The sequence below is a fragment of the Gammaproteobacteria bacterium genome (assembly GCA_034522055.1).
In the GTDB taxonomy this organism is placed as follows: Bacteria; Pseudomonadota; Gammaproteobacteria; order JAABTG01; family JAABTG01; genus JAABTG01.
Map to the genome: position 1 here is coordinate 3,639,949 of JAXHLS010000002.1, position 17,055 is coordinate 3,657,003.

The window sequence follows — 17,055 nt, forward strand, 5'->3', positions numbered from 1 at the left end:
GCTCGCGGGGCAACCTACTCAGTAGAGGTAATCATGACCCAACGATCGATCAATCCCGCCACCGGCGAGCAGATGGAGGCCTTCGAGCCTCTGGGCCGTGGCGAGATGGAAGATGCCCTGGAGAAGGGCGCCGCGGCCGCCTCGCGGTGGGCGGCGGAGCCCTTCACGGAACGCGGTGGCCTGCTGGCGAAGATGGCCGGCCACCTGCGGGAGCACAGTCAAGAACTCGCCCGCCTCATGAGCCGCGAGATGGGCAAGCTCCTGGGCGAGGCCGAGGGCGAGGTGGAGAAGTGCGCCTGGGTCTGCGACCACTATGCCGAGCATGGTCAGGCCTACCTGGAGGATGAGACCATCGTGTCCGACGCCAGCCGCAGCCTGGTGGCCTACGAGCCTCTGGGCACGGTCCTGGCCATCATGCCCTGGAATTTCCCCCTGTGGCAGCTTTTCCGCTGTGCGGCGCCGGCCCTCGCCGCCGGCAATACGGTATTGTTGAAGCATGCCTCCAACGTGCCCCAATGCGCCCTGGCCATCGAAGGACTGTTCGACGACGTGGGGGCCCCGGCCGGCGTCTTCCAGACCCTGCTCATCGGCAGCGATCAGGCGGGGGACGTCATCGCCGATCCCCGGGTCCATGGCGTGAGCCTCACGGGTAGCGACGCGGCGGGCCGCAAGGTGGCGGCCCTGGCGGGCAGCCACCTCAAGAAGCTGGTGCTGGAACTCGGCGGCTCCGATGCCTTCGTGGTGCTGGAGGACGCCGACGTGGCTGCGGCGGCGCAGGTGGCGGTGCAGTCACGCTTCCAGAACTGCGGCCAGAGCTGTATCGCCGCCAAGCGATTCATCGTGGTGGAGGCGGTGGCCGAGGAGTTCATCGCCCGCTTCATGGAAGGGGCCACCGCCCTCGAGGCCGGTGATCCCCTGGATACCGGCACCACCCTGGCCCCCATGGCCCGCGAAGACCTGCGGGATGACCTCCACAAGCAGGTCACGGACAGCGTGGCGGCGGGTGCCGCCGTCCTCACCGGCGGCGCTGCCATCAGCAATCGGCCGGGCTGGTACTACGCCCCCACGGTGCTGGACAACGTGGGCCCCGGCATGCCCGCCTACCACGACGAGCTGTTCGGCCCCGTGGCCTCGATCATCCGCGCCCGCGACGAGGCCGATGCCCTGGCCATCGCCAACGACAGCCGCTTCGGCCTCGGCGGCAGCGTCTGGACCGCGGACACCACCCGCGGCGAACGTTTCGCGCGCCGCATGGCCTGCGGCAGTACCTTCGTCAATGGCCTCGTCAAGAGCGATCCACGACTGCCCTTCGGCGGCATCAAGGACTCGGGCTACGGTCGCGAGCTGTCGCGCCTCGGGATCCGTGAGTTCGTCAACGCCAAGACCCTCTGGGTCGCATAACACCGGGAGAGCCCCATGGACCACCATGTCACCCTGCTGATGTCCGAGTTCGTCACCCACGACGTGAAACGCTTCATCGTCAGCCGCCCCGAGAGCTTCAGCTTCGAGCCGGGCGAGGGCGTGGAACTGGCCATCGACCATCCCGACTGGAAAGACGAAGGCCGCCCCTTTACTCCGACCTCTCAGGCCACAGACAGGGTCATCGAGTTCGTCATCAAGGGTTACCCCGAACACGAAGGCGTGACCCGGGCCCTGCACGGTCTCGCGCCCGGTGCCGAACTCCTGATTTCGGAGCCCTTCGGCACCATCCGTTACAAGGGCCCGGGCGTGTTCATCGCCGGCGGCGCCGGGGTGACGCCCTTCATCGCCATCCTGCGCCGCCTGGCGCGGGACGGCGAAGCCGCCGAGCACAGCCTGCTGTTCTCCAACAAGACCCCCGCGGATGTCATCTGCGAGAAGGAGTTCCGTCACATCCTTGGTGATGGCTGTGTGCTCACCTGCACCGGTGAGGATGCGCCGGGCTATGAGCACCGGCGTATCGATCGGGACTTCCTGAAAGAGCACGTGGCGGACTTCGGTCAACACTTCTACGTCTGCGGCCCGCCCGCCTTCAACGAGGCGGTGAACGAGGCCCTGAAGGCGTTGGGGGCTAAGCCGGATCTGCTAGTGTTCGAGGAGTAGCGGGCCGTCATCCAGCCACGCCAAGAGGTAAAGACACCATGAACCGAATCGTGAGTTCCCTGATGCTCCTGGGCCTGATGGCCCTGCTGTCGGCTGGCGGCGCCGCTGCAGACGAGGAGGCGCCGTGGGGTGGCGCGGCGCCACCCAATGGCGACTATGCGCCCCAGAAGGTGGTCTATGACGTGGCGGTGGGTTCCGTCGGGGCCATGGAGTCGGTGCTGGACCGCGTGAGTTATCTGAACAATCTCTACCAGGCCGACCCCTTCGAGGCCTCCATCGTGGTGGTGCTCCATGGCGACGAGATACCCTTCTTCGCGGTCGAGAACATGACCCGTCACGGCGAGCTGATGCGCCGCGCCCATAGTCTCACCCTGGCAGGCCCCATCGAGTTCCGCATGTGTGCCGTGGCGGCCCGGGGTCATGGCTATGAGCCCGGGGACATCCATGGCTTCGTCATCATGGTGCCCATGGCGGACGGGGAGATCATCAAACTGCAACGGGAGGATGATTATGCGTATATGCGCTGACGCACGCTGGGGCGTGCTCATGGCCGGGCTGCTTTACGGCCTGGCGGCCGTCGCCCAGCCCATCGCCCAACCCATGGCCACCCCCTACGGGGTGGTGAGCCTGCCCTTCGAGCTGTACAAGGTGCCGGACGCCCCCATCTACTACGTCATCGGCCTCTCGGGTGTCCCCGGCGCCGACAACGAGGGCCACACCTCCAACGCCGGCTTCGTGGTCACCGGCGACGGTGTGGTGGTATTCGATGCCCTGGGCACCCCCGCCCTGGGCTACCGCCTGTTGCAGCGCATTCGCGAGGTGACGGCGCAGCCCGTGAGGCGGGTCATCGTCAGTCATTACCACGCCGACCACATCTACGGCCTGCAGGCCTTCAAGGAACATGCGGCGCACGCGCGGGCATGGGCCCAGCGGGGCGCCCTCGACTATGTGGGCGGGGCGGCGGCGTCCAACCAAGGCGAGAATGCCCGGCGGCGCCTCGAGCAGCGCCGCGAGGCCCTGTTCCCCTGGGTCGATGAGAATACCTACGTGGTGGCGCCGGACCTGACCTTCGAGAAGAGCCTCCTGTTCCGCCTCGGCGGCCTCACCTTCGAGGTGCGGCACATGGGGCCGGCTCACGCCCCCGGTGATGCCGCCCTGCTGGTGCAGGAGCACGGTGTATTATTCTCCGGCGACGTCATCTACGGCGGCCGCATCCCCTTCCTGGACAGCCCCGAGACGGACATCGACCAATGGCTCGCCGGGCTGGATTACATCGCCGGACTGGGCGACGAGGTGCGCTACATCATTCCCGGCCACGGTGGCGCGTCGCAGAATCCCCAGCAGGCCGTGGCCGCCACCCGCGACTACATCACCTACGTGCGGCACGCCATGGCCGCGGCGGTGCAGGACTTCGTGCCCTTCGACGAGGCCTACGCGAATACCGACTGGTCGGCCTGGGAGGACCTGCCGGCCTTCGATGCCAGCAATCGCGGCAACGCCTATCGTATCTACCTGGAGGAGGAGGAACGATCCCTCGGGGAATAGTCTGTTGGTACGGGGGCAGGACGGGGATGGGCATCCCATCCCATGACAGGCGACGACGGACGAGGGACGACATCCATGCACTACGGCATCATCATTCTGTTATGGCTGGTCGCGCTGGCGGCGGCCTACCCTTATGTGAAACGGGTACACAACCCGGACCAGCATCTGCTGGCGGCCTATCTGATCTTCATCACCATCTTCGGCGCCGCTTCCTTTTTCCTCTTCGCCCTCCTGACCCGGCTGGCGGCCATGCTGTGGCCGGAGGCCCTGGCCCAGATTGGACTATTGCTGCTCCTGGCGGTGCTGTCCCTGATTCCCGCCTTCTATCTGGCGCGCTGGCAGATCCGCAAGCCCGCCATGCAACGCCCCCCACCGCCCTGAGGAAAGCAGGCGGCATGAGCTTGCAAGCGCGGGCGCCGCGCCGTAGCTTTGCGGCTGGACCGCCGACGACCCGCAAGAAGCGCCATGCACAGCCATCCTCAGGGCAGCCACCATGACCATGATCATCACCACCATTCCGTAGAGGGCTCCCACCGGCGCCTGCTGGCGGTACTGGTCCTGACCCTGGGATTTGCCGCCGTGGAGGCGGTGGCCGGCTGGTGGACCGGCTCCCTGGCCCTGCTCGGCGATGCCGGGCACATGGTCACCGACTCCCTGGCCCTCGGTGTGGCGGCGGCGGCATCCCTGTTGGCCCTGAGGGGGCCGTCGCGACGCCATTCCTACGGTCTCGGGCGGGTGGAGGTGCTGGCGGCCCTCGGCAATGCCCTGCTGATGATCGGTCTGGTGGCCCTCATCAGCGCCGAGGCGGTGCAGCGCCTCGGCGACCCGCAGCCGGTCCATGGCGCCGGGGTGATGGTGGTGGCCTTCGTGGGCCTGCTGGTGAACCTGGCCGCCGCCTGGCTGCTGATGGGTGGGCGCGACAATCTCAATGTCCGGGCCGCGTTGCTCCACGTCATGGGCGATCTGCTGGGCTCGGTGGCCGCCCTGGTGTCCGGCGCCGTGATCCTCGCCACCGGCTGGACCACCATCGATCCCCTGCTGTCCCTGCTCATCGTGGTCCTGATCCTGGCCTCGGCGGTACGGGTGCTGCTGGACGCCCTGCATGCCCTCATGGAGGGTGTGCCCCCCCACCTCAACATGGAAGAGATCGGCTATGCCATGGCCGAAGAGCCCGGAGTGGTCTCGGTCCACGACCTCCACATCTGGTCCATCTCCTCCACCCGCGTCGCCCTGTCGGCCCATGTGGTGGTGGGGTCCCTGGCCGGCTGGCGGGAGCTGCTGGAGCGCCTGCGGGCGCACCTCGACCATGACTTCGGCATCGACCACGTCACCCTGCAGCCGGAGGAGGACGGCCAGCGCATCGCCGTGACGGCGATTCGGGGGTTGAGCGGCACCAGCCCTGCGGGGGACGGCGGTGGACCGGTCCATGATTGGTGAGGCGCACCCTCCGGGGTCGTCACCTGTAGCATTGGAGGGCCGTTACCCGGCGCCGCGGCGTATCCACCTGCCGCCCATCCTCGACTACCTCGCCGTGGGCCTGCTGGCGGCCATGATCATCAGCATGCTGTTCGCCGCCGTGATGGTGCGGGCCAACGGCGTAATCGTCCGGCGCCTGGCGCCGCGGGCCCTGCTGCGGGATAGCGCCGGCGCCTCCCGCGCCCTGCGCCACGAGACCGAGGGCCGCTCGAGCCACGTCATCATCGCCGGCTTCGGGCGCATGGGCCAGAACGTGGCGGCCCTGTTGCGCATCCTCAACGTGGAGTACGAGGCCCTGGACCTCAACGCCGAGGTGGTCCACGAGGCCCGCGACGCCGGCGAGCCCGTATACTTCGGCAACGCCGCCCAATGCCGCCCAACGCCGCCCAACGCAGGCTGCTGGGCGCCGCCGGTATTCAGCGGGCCCGGGCCATGGTCATCAGCTTCGACGACCCCCAGGCGGTGGAACGGGCGCTGGCCACCGCCCGCGACGTCAACCCCCACATCCATACCGTGGTGCGGGCGCGGCGCGACCGCGATTGCGAGGACCTGACCCGGGCCGGCGCCGACGCCGTGGTGCCGGAGGGCGGCCCCACGGCGCTGGAACGTGCCGAGCGCAGGCTGTTGGGGGGCTGAGCCGGGAGGCATTCATGTTCGAGCAGACCTTTCGCAACATCGACGACGTGCTCTGGAAGGAGGCCGGCTGTGCCACCGAGCTGGACTATACCGAGCAGACCTCGTGGATGCTGTTCCTGAAGTACCTGGACGACCTGGAATATCAGCGCGCCCAGGAGGCCGAGCTGGTGGGCAGGTCCTACCGGCCCATCATCGACGAGCCCTACCGCTGGTCGGACTGGGCCGCGCCGAAGACCGAGGATGGTGAGTTCGACCATGACACGGTCCTGACCGGCGCCGACCTCATCGCCTTCGTCAACGGCGAGCTGTTCCCCTACCTCGAGGGCTTCGGCGAGCGTGCCAGGGGGCCGGACACCATCGAATACAAGATCGGCGAGATCTTCGGCGAGATCCGCAACAAGTTCGCCAGCGGCTACAGCCTGCGGGATGCCCTGGAGCTCATCGACGGCCTGAGCTTCCGCTCCCAGGCCAGGAAGCACGAGCTTTCCCACCTCTACGAGGCCAAGATCCGCAACATGGGCAACGCCGGGCGCAACGGCGGCGAATACTACACCCCGCGCCCGCTGATCCGCGCCATGATCCGGGTAACCGACCCGAAGATCGGCGAAACCATTTACGACGCCGCGGCGGGCTCATGCGGCTTCCTGTGCGAAGCCTACGACTACCAGCGTTATGGCGATGGCCGCTACGCAGAATCCCCTCTCCCTCCGGGAGAGGGCCAGGGTGAGGGGATGAAATCACCCAGGCTCTCCACCCAGGATCTGGAAACCCTTCAGACCCGCACTTTCACCGCCAAGGAGAAGAAGAGCCTGCCCTACGTCATCGGCATCATGAACATGATCCTCCACGGCATCGAGGCCCCCAACGTCCTCCATACCAACAGCCTCACCGAGAACCTGGCCGACGTCCAGGAGCGGGACCGCTTCGACATCATCCTCGCCAACCCGCCCTTCGGCGGCAAAGAACGCAAGGAGATCCAGCATAACTTCGACATCAAGACCGGCGAGACCGCCTTCCTGTTCCTGCAGCACTTCATCAAGTACCTGAAGTCCGGTGGCCGCGCGGCCATCGTCATCAAGAACACCTTCCTGTCCAACAGCGACAACGCCTCCCGCGCCCTGCGCAAGGAGCTGCTCGCCAGCTGCAACCTGCACACCATCCTCGACTGCCCCGGCGGCACCTTCCTCGGCGCCGGGGTCAAGACCGTGGTGCTGTTCTTCGAGAAGGGCGCCTCCACCGACCCGCAGCATCTGGTACTACCAGCTCGACCCCGGCCGCAGCCTGGGCAAGACCAACCCCCTCAACGACGACGACCTGGCCGATTTCGTCGCCCGCCAGGCGGCGTTCGAGGCGTCGGATAACTCCTGGACGGTGAACGTGGCCGCAATCGACCCCGCCAGCGTCGATCTCTCGGTGAAGAACCCCAACAAGGCCGAGGCCGCCCCCCTGCGCGATCCCGAGGTGATCATCAACGAGATCGAGACCCTGGACCGGGAGAGCGAGGAGATCCTGGAAGGGATTAGGGGGATGTTATGAGGGAGGGGTGGAAGATCAGTGCACTTCGGGATTGCTGCCAAATAAAACCGCCAAAAAAGCAGGTCCGCGACTTACTATCGCCCGGTGACATGGTCTCATTTGTGCCGATGAGTGACCTTGGCATTCGGGAGAAAGGGTTGAACGCAACAGAAGATCGACCCTTTAGATCGGTTTCTGGCAGTTATACGTATTTTGCTGATGGTGACGTACTCCTCGCCAAAATTACACCCTGCTTCGAAAACGGCAAGCTTGGTATTGCGCAGGGACTTACCAACGGAGTTGGATTCGGCTCCAGTGAGTTTATCGTTTTTAGGCCAGATCGTTCGCTTGATGCCGCGTATCTTTTCTATTTCCTGTCACAAGACAATTTCCGAGACGCCGGTGCGAGCGTCATGTCGGGCGCTGTTGGTCATAAGCGTGTTCCGAAAGAATTCATCGAAGGTTGTCCAATCCCGCTCCCGCCTCTCCCCGAACAAAAACGCATTGTCGCCATCCTCGATGAGGCCTTCGCGGGGATCGACACGGCGGTCGCCAACACCGAAAAAAACCTCGCCAACGCCCGCGAATTATTCGAGAGTTATTTGAATTCGGTGTTCAGCCAGCGGGGCGAGGGGTGGGTCGAGAAGCCATTGGAAAAATTCGTTGATTCCATATCAACTGGCCCCTTCGGTTCCTTGCTCCACAAGTCGGATTATGTCTCGGATGGCGTCCCGCTTGTTAATCCAATCAACATTGTGGGGGACAAAATAGTTCCTGACCAAAGGAAAATGATAAACGGTGATGTAAGGAGAAGGCTGCAAACCTATGTTCTAAAGGAAGGGGATGTCGTCATCGCTCGCCGAGGGGAGATTGGTCGGTGTGCTGTGGTTACCGATCTCCAGAATGGATGGGTGTGCGGCACGGGATGCTTCTTTATAAGGCCAGTAGGAGCAACGGCCCCAACCTTTTTGGCGCATTTGCTCAGATCGGTCGGATACCGCAAGGAGCTTGAGCGGCTTTCTTCTGGCGCAACAATGTTAAATCTCAGCAATAAGGCGCTTTCCAACCTGCGGGTCTCGATGCCAGGCATTAGGGAACAGAAGAATGCTGTGGAGCAGGTCTCGGATCTATCGGCTCAGTGCCAAGCAGTCGAATCCATCTACCAACAAAAACTCACCGCCCTCGCCGAACTGAAACAATCCCTACTGCAAAAGGCCTTTTCCGGCGAACTGACGGCAGATCACAAGGATGTCCCCAACCCGGCCCTTAAGGAGGAGATCGCATGAAGCCGCAGAATGAAACCCCCATCGTCATTTTTGAGGGTGCCGACAAGACCGTCGAGGTGCGGCTGGATGCGGGCCAGTCAACCGTGTGGCTGACACAAGCCCAGATGGCCGGACTGTTTGACGTAAGGCCACAGAACATCACCTTGCACCTGAAAAACATCTACGGCGAGGGCGAGTTGGTGGAGGAGGTAACTTGTAAGGATTTCTTACAGGTTCAGCAGGAGGGCGACCGGACGGTCAAGCGCAAGCGCAAACACTATAGCCTGGATGCCGTGCCGTCCGTGGGATACCGGGTCAGTTCCGCGCGAGCAACCCGATTCAGAATCTGGGCCACCCGCATCCTGCGCGAGCACCTGACCCGGGGCTGGACCCTGAGCCGCCAGCGCCTCGAGGCCAATGCCGCGAGCTGGAGGCGGCCATGGCGCTAATGCGCAAGGCCGCCCAGAGCCCGGCCCTGGATGCCAGTAGCGGGCGTGGTCTGGTGGATATCGTGGCCCGTTACGCCCAGACCTTTCTGCTGCTCCAACGCTACGACGAGGGGCATGCTCAATTATCAATTGACAATTGTTAATTGATGAGCGCCCTACGTCACAAGTCTTTTGCCTTCGCATCGATAAAAGCTGACCTTCTGGAGCTACTCAAGCTTCTGACGAGCATCATAAAAACGACTCGGGCTACGAAGTGACCGATATCAATTATCCATTCTCAATTGCCCTTTGCCCCCAATGAACGAAGCCGAGACCCGCGCCGAGCTCATCGACCCCGCCCTGAAGGCGGCGGGCTGGGGCGTGGTGGAGGCCAGCCGGGTGCGGCGTGAGGTCATCAGCCTCGGCCGGTTGCAGGGCGCCGGCAAGCGCGCGAAGCAGGATATTGCCGACTACGTACTGATCTATCGCGGCCAGAAGCTGGCGGTCATCGAGGCCAAGAAGCGCGGTCTGGCGGCCACCGAAGGGCTGGCCCAGGCCAAGCGCTACGCCGGACGCCTGCAGGCCCGCTTCGCCTATGCCACCAACGGCGATGGCATCTACCGGGTGGACATGGCCACCGGCGCGGAAGGACCGGTGGACGCCTATCCGTCGCCGGATGGCCTGTGGGCCGAGACCTTCGGCGACCGGGACCATGGGCACAACACCTGGCGCGAACGCTTCGGCGCCGTGCCCTTCGAGGACAAGGGCGGTTTCTGGCAGGCGCGCTATTACCAGCACAACGCCATCAACCAGACCCTGGAGGCCATCGCCGCCGGTCGCGACCGTATCCTGCTCACTCTGGCCACCGGCACCGGCAAGACGGCCATCGCCTTCCAGATCGCCTGGAAGCTGTTTCATGCCCGCTGGAGCCTGGCGGCACGGGCCTCCGGTACGCCGGCCCGCCAGCCGCGGGTGCTGTTCCTGGCCGACCGCAACATCCTCGCCAACCAGGCCTTCAACGACTTCTCGGCCTTCCCCGAGGATGCCCTGGTGCGCATCGACCCCGAGGCCATCCGCAAGCGGGGGCGGGTGCCGAAGAACGGCAATATCTTCTTCACCATCTTCCAGACCTTCATGACCGGGCGCGACGGCGAGGGCGATCCGGCGCCCAATTTCGGAGACTACCCGCCGGACTTCTTCGATTTCATCGTCATCGATGAATGCCACCGGGGTGGGGCCAACGACGAGGGCAACTGGCGCGGCATCCTGGAGTACTTCCGGCCGGCCGTGCAGCTTGGCCTCACCGCGACACCCAGGCGCGCCCAGAATGCCGACACTTACGCCTACTTCGGCGAGCCCGTCTATATCTATTCGCTGAAGGAGGGCATCAACGACGGCTACTTGACCCCCTTCAAGGTGCGCCAGATCGCCACCACCCTGGATGACTATATCTACACCGCGGATGATCAGGTCATCGAGGGCGAGGTGGAGGCCGGCCGGCGCTATACCGAGGACGACTTCAACCGAGTCATCGAGATTGCCGAGCGCGAGCGCTATCGGGTAAGGCTGTTCATGGCCCAGATGGACCCGCGCGAGAAGACCCTCGTATTCTGCGCCACCCAGGAACACGCTCTGGCGGTGCGGGACCTGATCAACCAGCTCAAGACCAGCACCGACCCCCACTACTGCGAGCGGGTTACCGCCAACGACGGCAAGGAAGGCGAGCGTTTTCTGGGGTTGTTTCGGGACAACGAGAGGACCATCCCCACCATCCTCACCACCTCCCAGAAGCTCTCCACGGGCGTGGATGCGCGCAATGTGCGCAACATCGTCCTGATGCGCCCGGTCAATTCCATGATCGAGTTCAAGCAGATCATCGGCCGCGGCACTCGCCTGTATGACGGCAAGGACTACTTCACCATCCATGATTTCGTGAAGGCCTACGAGCATTTCAGCGATCCGGAGTGGGACGGCGAGCCCCTGGCCCCCGAACCTTGTGCGCGCTGCGGCCATACGCCCTGCACCTGCGCCGTGGTCGTGCCCGGGCCCTGCCCGGAATGTGGCCGGCAGCCCTGTGTCTGCAAAATTGCAGGTGAGGAGCCCTGCGAGGTTTGCGGTGAGCGGCCCTGCGCGTGCGGGAAGCGGCGCCGGCTCCGCATCAAGCTGGCGGATGGCAAGGAGCGCACCATCCAGCACATGAGCGCCACCAGCTTCTGGAGCCCCGACGGCAGGCCCATATCCGCCGCAGAGTTCATCCAGCGCCTGTTCGGCGACATGCCCGCACTGTTCAGGAACGAAGACCAACTGCGTGCCCTGTGGTGCCGCCCGGACACCCGCAGGAAGCTGCTGGAAGGGCTGGAGGAGAAAGGCTACGGTGGCGAGCAACTGGCCGAGGTGGGCAGGCTGATCGAGGCCGAAAACAGCGACCTCTACGACGTGCTGGCCTATATCGCCTTCAACCTGGCGCCAGTGACGCGGGCCGAGCGGGTCGCGTCACACCGCGAGCGGATCCTTCAGGGCCACGACTACCGCCAGCGGGAATTCCTGGGCTTCGTACTGGACCACTACGTGGCGCGGGGCGTGGGCGAGCTGGATACCGCCAAACTGCCCCATCTGATCGAACTGAAATACCACAGCGTAGGGGACGCCGTGAGGGAACTGGGCCCGGTGGGCAGCATTCGTGAGGTATTCGAGGGATTTCAGCGCCATCTGTATTGAGAGCCCCGCCCGCACGGCCCCCCTGGCCACATCGCCGCCCTTTCGCCACAATGGGGGCATGGACAAGTCCAGGCTTTCCCCGGGCGGAGCCACGCCTGACCCTCTTGAGCTGCGCGCCCTCGCCATGGCCACCGAGCAGCGCCAGCGCCGGGCGCGGGCAATGCTCCAGGAGCGTGCCGCCGCCTGCCGGGACCCGGCCCTGGGGCGGTTGCTGGCACGGGCCGCGGCGGGCAATCACCAGCGGGCCACGCGCACCGCCGCCTGGCTGGGCCGCGGGAAGGGTTTGCCGCCCAAGACGCCGCCCACCGAGGCCGCCGCCCGCCGAAATACGGAGGACCCTCTGCTGCGGGAGCGCATCGACGTTACCCCCGATCTGCTGATCCTGAGGATGGACCGGCCCGCCGGCTTCGAGTACCGGGCGGGCCAACACGTGAAGATGGGCGTGCCGGGGCTGCTGCGCACCTTCTCCCTGGTCTCCGCACCCCACGAGCCCCATCTGGAGTTCTTCGTCGAACTGGTGCCGGGCGGGCAGCTGGCGGAGCGGCTGCGGCCCTTGCGGCCGGGGGCCGCCATGGCCCTCGACGCCCGCGCCAAGGGTGACCTCAGCCTCGACCCCGCCCGGCCCCGGCACCTCATGGTGGCCACCGTCACGGGCATCGCCCCCTACGTATCGTTGTTGCGAGACCATTTCCACCGCGGCCCCGGCGACCGGCGCTTCATCGTCCTGGTGGGGGCCAGCCATGGCGACGAGCTGGGCTACCGGGATGAATTGGAGGCCCTGGCGGCCCGCCATCCCGGCGCCGTCACCGTCGTCCCCACCATCAGCCGTCCCCAAGACCCCCGCAACGCCGGCTGGCAGGGCGCCACGGGCCGCGTGGACGTCCTCGCGGCCACCGCCGCGGAGGACTACGGGCTCGCCCCCGGCGACACCGCCGTCTATGCCTGCGGCAACCCGGGCATGGTGGATGCCGTGGCGTCCCACTTCATGGCCGCGGGCTTTGCCGTGTACACCGAGCCGTACGACTGACGCCCGTCGGCGGGGTCATGGGGTCGGGTCTGGCTCATTCCAGCCATAACAGCCAGATGGCGACGCTGGTGACCACCATCAGCAGGGCATTGAGGGGCGCGCCCATGCGGGCGAAGTCGGAGAAGCGGTAGACTCCGGTGCCGTAGATCATGGTGTTGGTCTGGTAGCCGATGGGGGAAAGGAAGCTGGTGGAGGCGGCGAACATGATTGCCAGCACCAGGGGAAAGGGGGGCAGCCCGAGGGCCTCGGCCAGGGAGATGCCCACCGGCACCAGGATCACCACTGAGGCGTTGTTGCTGACGAGCTCGGTAAGCACTGTAGTGAAGAGGTAGAGGACCATCAGCACCAGCACCGGGTGCCAGTCGCCGGCCTGGGCGGCGAGCAGGCCGCTCAGCCACTCGGCGGCGCCGGATTTGGTCATGGCGATACCTAAGGGGATGACCCCGGCGAGCAGGAAGATGACGTCCCAGGACACGCTGTCATACATCTCCTCCTTGGGCATGCACCCGCTGAGCACCATCGCCACCACGCCGGCGATGGCGGCCACGACGATGGGCAGGGGGGTGAACGCCGCCAGCATGACGACGGCGCCGACGATGCCCCCGGCAAGCCACATCCTGCGGCGATCGTAGTCGTCCTCGAACTCCCCGAGCACCACCACGTCGGGGTGTCTGCGCAGGCGGTGCAGGGCGCTGTCGGATATCTCCACCAGCACCGTCTCGCCCACATGCAGTTTTTCCCTCTCCAGGCGCCTGCTGTCCGGCCGGTCCTCGGAGCTGATGCCGATGAGGCGCGCGCGGTAGCGCTCCCAGAAGTCCACCCAGGCGGCGGTGCGGCCGTTGAAAACGAAACGGTTGCGCAGCAGCACCGACACCAGGGCGGCGTCGCCACGCACGCGGTGGGGCTTGCCGAACTCCGACAGAACCTCCACCCGATCGGAGGTCATGAGATCCATGATCTGGCGCAGGCTGGCACGCACCTGCAGGATGTCGCCGGGGGCTACCTTGATGGTCTCGGCGCGCTTGTCGTGGCCGGTGTTTCCCCGCACCAGCTTGAGCACCTCCACCCCCGTCCTGTCCCGGAAGCCGGCGTCCTCGAGGGTCTGGCCCACCAGGGGGCTGGCCTCGTGGACGCCGAGCTCCAGCACGTAGGACTCCTTCTCCTCGTGGTCCACCGGCGCGGCATCCTTTGCCGGCAGCAGCCAGCGGCCGACGGTGATGAAGTACAGCAGCCCCGCGCCGAGGACGATGGCGCCGAGATGGGTGAATTCGAACATCCCGATGTCGCGGCCGAAGGCGGGCTCGTCCTTGAGGATGGTGGAGGCCAGGATGTTGGTGGAGGTGCCGATGAGGGTCAGGGTGCCGCCCAGCATGCCGAAGAAGCTGACGGCCATCAGCATGCGGGAGGCCTGGATGCCGCGCTGGCGGGCCATGCTGACCACCAGCGGGATGGCCATGGCCACGGCGGCGGTGTTGTTGATGAAGCCGGACACCGGACCCACTAGCAGGGCGATCACCAGCAGCTGGCGTATCTCCGAGGTGCCCAGCATGGGAAACAGCCGCTTGCCGGCCACGTGGATCAGCCCGGAGCGCTGGATGCCCGCCGACAGGATGAACATGCACAGCACGGTGACCGTCGCCGGGCTGGAGAGCCCCGACAGGCCCTCGGAGACCGTGGGGAAGGCGGCCTCGAGGTCGATCCCTCGGGCCACCAGCCCCTCGGAGTGGAACAGGATGGGAATACCCGTCACCGTCACCAGGATCACCAGCGCGGTGACATCCATGGGCAGGGCCTCGCTGGCAAACAGGAACAGGGCGGCGGCGATGAGGACGAATACGAGGGCGATCTCAAAGGTCATGGGCGCGGAGTGTGTTGAAGGGACCATTATTCGTGGCCTGGAGCGCTGCGGTCTCGGCCTGGAAGGCGTCGATGAAGCGCTGCGCGGAGCGGCCCAGGTAGCGGTCCCGCCGATAGGCGATCCGGGTCACCTCCCAGGGGAACAGATGAGCCAGGTCCCGTTGCGCCAGATCGGCGTCCGCCTCGGGCTGGTAGGCCATGGCGGCGATGATCCCGATCCCCATGCCCTCGCGCACGTAAGTCTTGATGACGTCCGTGTCGGCGGCCGCCAGCACCACCCGCGGCCGTAAGCCTTCCCTTGCAAATGCCCTGCTCAGGCTGCCGCGGCCGGTGAAGCCGAAGACATAGGTAATGAGGGGGTACGCGCACAGGGCCTCGAGGTCCAGACCCTTGCGAGCGAGCACCGGATGGTGCGGTGGGGTGATGAGGCAGCGGTTCCAGCGGTAGCAGGGTACCGCCACCAGGTCGCTGTGTTCGCCCAGCCCTTCCGTGCACACCGCCAGGTCGACGCTGTCCCGCAGCACCATGTCGATGAGCTGGGCGGGGGTGCCCTGATGGAGTTCGAGGGACACCTCGGGGAAGTCTGCGGTAAAGCGGCGGATCACCGGGGGTAGCACGTAGCGGGCCTGAGTGTGGGTGGCGGCGATGCGCAGCATGTCCGCCTCGTGGCCGGCGTGATCGCGGCCGATGGCCGTGATGCTGGTGGTCGCCGCCAGGGCCTCCCGCGCGTAGCCGAGCACCCGTAGCCCGATCTCGTTGAGGCCGGTGAGGCGCTTGCCCTGACGCCGGAACAGTTCCGTTCCCAGTTGCTCCTCCAGCTGCTTCAGGTGATGGGAGACCGCGGGCTGAACCAGGTGCAGGCGTTGTGCCGCCCGGCTGACGCTGAAGTCGCACTCGGCGACGGCCACGAGGGAGCGGAGCTGGCGAAGTTCCATATCATGAATCCTAATATAATATGTAAATGAATAATTTTACCTAATATATGAATGCGGCAACACTCTCCTGTGAGGGCATACGACCACCAAAGACAGGAGCAAGACCATGCACACCGACAATCAAACCTTCGACAGCGTCCAGCCGGTCACGGTGGTGCCCCTGGACGAAGACGGCTTTCTCGTCGAGGGCTCGTTGTGGAGCCGGGAACTCGCGGAGAGCCTCGCCGAATTGGAGGGGCTCGGCCCCCTGACCGACCGCCACTGGCGTCTGATCGACCATGTGCGGGAACGCTTCCAGCGGGTGGGTGGCGTATCCGCCTTGCGTCTGGTGTGCCGCGCCACCGGCATCCCGCGGGACGAGGTCAAGGCCCTCTTCGGGGATTGCCGGACCATCTGGTACATCGCCGGGCTGCCGAATCCCGGCGAGGAGGCGCGGACCTATTTCTGATCCCCAGGGGCGTGCCAGGGCCATGAGAAGCCGCGGGCGGTGCCCTTAGCGGCGGTCAGCGGGACGCGGGCACTGCCGTGATCAATCGATGACGTCGCCCAAGGCGCGTCGTGGCGTGGCGGGCAGGGTGTCGGCGGCATGACCGAGGCGCAGCAGGATTTGGGGCAGGCCGTCCCGGGCCAGGTAATCCTGGAGCCGGGGTCGCAGCTCCGCGACCTGGATGGGCTGGTTGAGGTAGGAGGCCTGGAGGCCCATGCCGTGGGCCGTCAACAACACGCGCTGGAGGGCCTGACCGGCCCTGAGCCAATCCAGCACCCCGTCGCCCGGGGTGCCCAGCACCGCCAGCAGCGGTGATTCCTCCGCCAGTTCAGCGTCTTTGGCGGCACGGCCGTCGCCCATGTCGAAGCGGCGCACCACCATATGGGCCACCGGTGCCAGGAGACCGGGAACGGTCAGGCCGTCGCCGCTGCGACGGGGGTGCATCCACATGGCCAGTTCGCGGCGCCAACTGGGGTTGGCCCACTGGATGGCATCGCCTTCGCCGACGAGGGCGGCCAGCTCATGGCGCTGGGCCACCCCGCTGTAAGTCTGGAGCCACGCCCATTCGTCGCGGGCGGCCTGCTGCAATGCCGCCACCTCCTGTTCCTGCACCTCCCGCGCCGCGAAGCGCCGCCGATAGGTGCGGCGTGGGGCGATGGCGCCATGGAGCCGGGCCTCGGCCGGCGTCGCGGGGGCGTCCTGGAAGCTGACGGTGGCCAGCAGATCTTCGTCCGCGCTCTTCGGGGTGTCGTCCACCACCGTGGCCAGCCCGCGGTGGGCCGCGGCCACCCGCAGGTTCATCAGGGCGCAGCCGCAGCTGATGGTGAGTTCCCGGTCCTCGGGGTCGTTGACGGGCAGGGCCCGGGTACGGTCCGCATAGAGATCGATATGGTCCGCCGCGACGAAGAAGCGCCACGGCTGAGTGTTGTGGTTGGAGGGTGCCTGGATGGCGCTGGCCAGCAGCTCGTTGATGGTGTCTATAGCGGGCCTGTTGGATGGGGCGTTGGCCATGGTGCCTCCTTGACTTGGGCGAAGGGTCGGCGGACCTCGGAACTCCGGGCTGTCGGTCGGGCCTACAGGGGAA

General features: G+C 65.9%; 14 protein-coding genes and 2 pseudogenes. 13 read left to right on the plus strand and 3 right to left on the minus strand.

Annotation, left to right across the window (positions count from 1 at the left end; genetic code table 11):
• Positions 1–33: 33 nt before the first annotated feature.
• The 12 genes and pseudogenes from U5S82_17655 (at position 34) to U5S82_17710 (ending at position 12,692) form a co-directional block, all read left to right on the plus strand.
• Positions 34–1,401, plus strand: coding sequence for an NAD-dependent succinate-semialdehyde dehydrogenase (locus U5S82_17655; protein MDZ7753413.1), 1,368 nt, complete (start codon positions 34–36; stop codon positions 1,399–1,401).
• Between the two features lie 15 nt (positions 1,402–1,416).
• Positions 1,417–2,082 carry an FAD-binding oxidoreductase gene (locus U5S82_17660; protein ID MDZ7753414.1) on the plus strand — a complete coding sequence of 222 codons (666 nt, stop codon included), beginning with the start codon at positions 1,417–1,419 and terminating at the stop codon, positions 2,080–2,082.
• Positions 2,083–2,120: 38 nt separating this feature from the next.
• On the plus strand, positions 2,121–2,609 hold the full coding sequence (locus tag U5S82_17665; GenBank protein MDZ7753415.1) for a hypothetical protein: 489 nt from the start codon (positions 2,121–2,123) through the stop codon (positions 2,607–2,609).
• The gene (locus tag U5S82_17670) at positions 2,593–3,627 is read left to right on the plus strand and encodes an MBL fold metallo-hydrolase (GenBank protein MDZ7753416.1); all 1,035 of its coding nucleotides are present in this window, start codon (positions 2,593–2,595) and stop codon (positions 3,625–3,627) included. The genes U5S82_17665 and U5S82_17670 overlap by 17 nt, the downstream gene beginning before the upstream one ends.
• 42 nt (positions 3,628–3,669) lie before the next feature.
• Positions 3,670–4,008: a hypothetical protein gene (locus U5S82_17675; protein ID MDZ7753417.1), complete on the plus strand. Its 339-nt coding sequence runs from the start codon at positions 3,670–3,672 to the stop codon at positions 4,006–4,008.
• Positions 4,009–4,092: 84 nt separating this feature from the next.
• Entirely contained in the window at positions 4,093–5,064 is a 972-nt protein-coding gene (locus U5S82_17680; GenBank protein MDZ7753418.1) for a cation diffusion facilitator family transporter, read from the plus strand.
• 31 nt (positions 5,065–5,095) lie between these two features.
• Positions 5,096–5,656: an NAD-binding protein gene (locus U5S82_17685; GenBank protein ID MDZ7753419.1), complete on the plus strand. Its 561-nt coding sequence runs from the start codon at positions 5,096–5,098 to the stop codon at positions 5,654–5,656.
• A gap of 97 nt (positions 5,657–5,753) precedes the next feature.
• Positions 5,754–7,275 (plus strand): annotated as a pseudogene (locus U5S82_17690) (N-6 DNA methylase).
• The gene (locus tag U5S82_17695) at positions 7,272–8,540 is read left to right on the plus strand and encodes a restriction endonuclease subunit S (protein MDZ7753420.1); all 1,269 of its coding nucleotides are present in this window, start codon (positions 7,272–7,274) and stop codon (positions 8,538–8,540) included. Before U5S82_17690 ends, U5S82_17695 begins: the two are co-directional and overlap by 4 nt.
• Positions 8,537–9,081 (plus strand): annotated as a pseudogene (gene rhuM / locus U5S82_17700) (RhuM family protein). The gene U5S82_17695 and the pseudogene rhuM overlap by 4 nt, the downstream one beginning before the upstream one ends.
• A gap of 184 nt (positions 9,082–9,265) precedes the next feature.
• Positions 9,266–11,665 carry a DEAD/DEAH box helicase family protein gene (locus U5S82_17705; protein MDZ7753421.1) on the plus strand — a complete coding sequence of 800 codons (2,400 nt, stop codon included), beginning with the start codon at positions 9,266–9,268 and terminating at the stop codon, positions 11,663–11,665.
• Positions 11,666–11,723: 58 nt separating this feature from the next.
• The gene (locus tag U5S82_17710) at positions 11,724–12,692 is read left to right on the plus strand and encodes an FAD-binding oxidoreductase (protein ID MDZ7753422.1); all 969 of its coding nucleotides are present in this window, start codon (positions 11,724–11,726) and stop codon (positions 12,690–12,692) included.
• A gap of 34 nt (positions 12,693–12,726) precedes the next feature.
• Here the strand turns inward: U5S82_17710 and U5S82_17715 are convergent, their stop codons facing one another.
• Together U5S82_17715 and U5S82_17720 are read right to left on the minus strand one after the other, a co-directional pair.
• Positions 12,727–14,550, minus strand: a complete 1,824-nt coding sequence (locus U5S82_17715; GenBank protein ID MDZ7753423.1) for an SLC13 family permease — start codon at positions 14,548–14,550, stop codon at positions 12,727–12,729.
• Positions 14,540–15,484, minus strand: coding sequence for a LysR substrate-binding domain-containing protein (locus U5S82_17720; GenBank protein ID MDZ7753424.1), 945 nt, complete (start codon positions 15,482–15,484; stop codon positions 14,540–14,542). The genes U5S82_17715 and U5S82_17720 overlap by 11 nt, the downstream gene beginning before the upstream one ends.
• Positions 15,485–15,590: 106 nt before the next feature.
• Between U5S82_17720 and U5S82_17725 the strand changes: the two genes are divergently transcribed.
• Entirely contained in the window at positions 15,591–15,932 is a 342-nt protein-coding gene (locus U5S82_17725) for a TusE/DsrC/DsvC family sulfur relay protein (GenBank protein ID MDZ7753425.1), read from the plus strand.
• An 81-nt stretch (positions 15,933–16,013) separates the two neighbouring features.
• Here the strand turns inward: U5S82_17725 and U5S82_17730 are convergent, their stop codons facing one another.
• The gene (locus tag U5S82_17730; GenBank protein ID MDZ7753426.1) at positions 16,014–16,982 is read right to left on the minus strand and encodes a nitroreductase; all 969 of its coding nucleotides are present in this window, start codon (positions 16,980–16,982) and stop codon (positions 16,014–16,016) included.
• Positions 16,983–17,055: the final 73 nt, after the last annotated feature.

Coding starts and splice junctions, on each gene's coding strand:
- U5S82_17665 (MDZ7753415.1), top strand. CDS start 2,121: ATGAACCGAATCGTGAGTTCCCTGATGCTCCTGGGCCTGATGGCCCTG.
- U5S82_17660 (MDZ7753414.1), top strand. CDS start 1,417: ATGGACCACCATGTCACCCTGCTGATGTCCGAGTTCGTCACCCACGAC.
- U5S82_17655 (MDZ7753413.1), top strand. CDS start 34: ATGACCCAACGATCGATCAATCCCGCCACCGGCGAGCAGATGGAGGCC.
- U5S82_17730 (MDZ7753426.1), bottom strand. CDS start 16,982: ATGGCCAACGCCCCATCCAACAGGCCCGCTATAGACACCATCAACGAG.
- U5S82_17680 (MDZ7753418.1), top strand. CDS start 4,093: ATGCACAGCCATCCTCAGGGCAGCCACCATGACCATGATCATCACCAC.
- U5S82_17695 (MDZ7753420.1), top strand. CDS start 7,272: ATGAGGGAGGGGTGGAAGATCAGTGCACTTCGGGATTGCTGCCAAATA.
- U5S82_17675 (MDZ7753417.1), top strand. CDS start 3,670: ATGACAGGCGACGACGGACGAGGGACGACATCCATGCACTACGGCATC.
- U5S82_17710 (MDZ7753422.1), top strand. CDS start 11,724: ATGGACAAGTCCAGGCTTTCCCCGGGCGGAGCCACGCCTGACCCTCTT.
- U5S82_17725 (MDZ7753425.1), top strand. CDS start 15,591: ATGCACACCGACAATCAAACCTTCGACAGCGTCCAGCCGGTCACGGTG.
- U5S82_17670 (MDZ7753416.1), top strand. CDS start 2,593: ATGCGTATATGCGCTGACGCACGCTGGGGCGTGCTCATGGCCGGGCTG.
- U5S82_17715 (MDZ7753423.1), bottom strand. CDS start 14,550: ATGACCTTTGAGATCGCCCTCGTATTCGTCCTCATCGCCGCCGCCCTG.
- U5S82_17720 (MDZ7753424.1), bottom strand. CDS start 15,484: ATGGAACTTCGCCAGCTCCGCTCCCTCGTGGCCGTCGCCGAGTGCGAC.
- U5S82_17705 (MDZ7753421.1), top strand. CDS start 9,266: ATGAACGAAGCCGAGACCCGCGCCGAGCTCATCGACCCCGCCCTGAAG.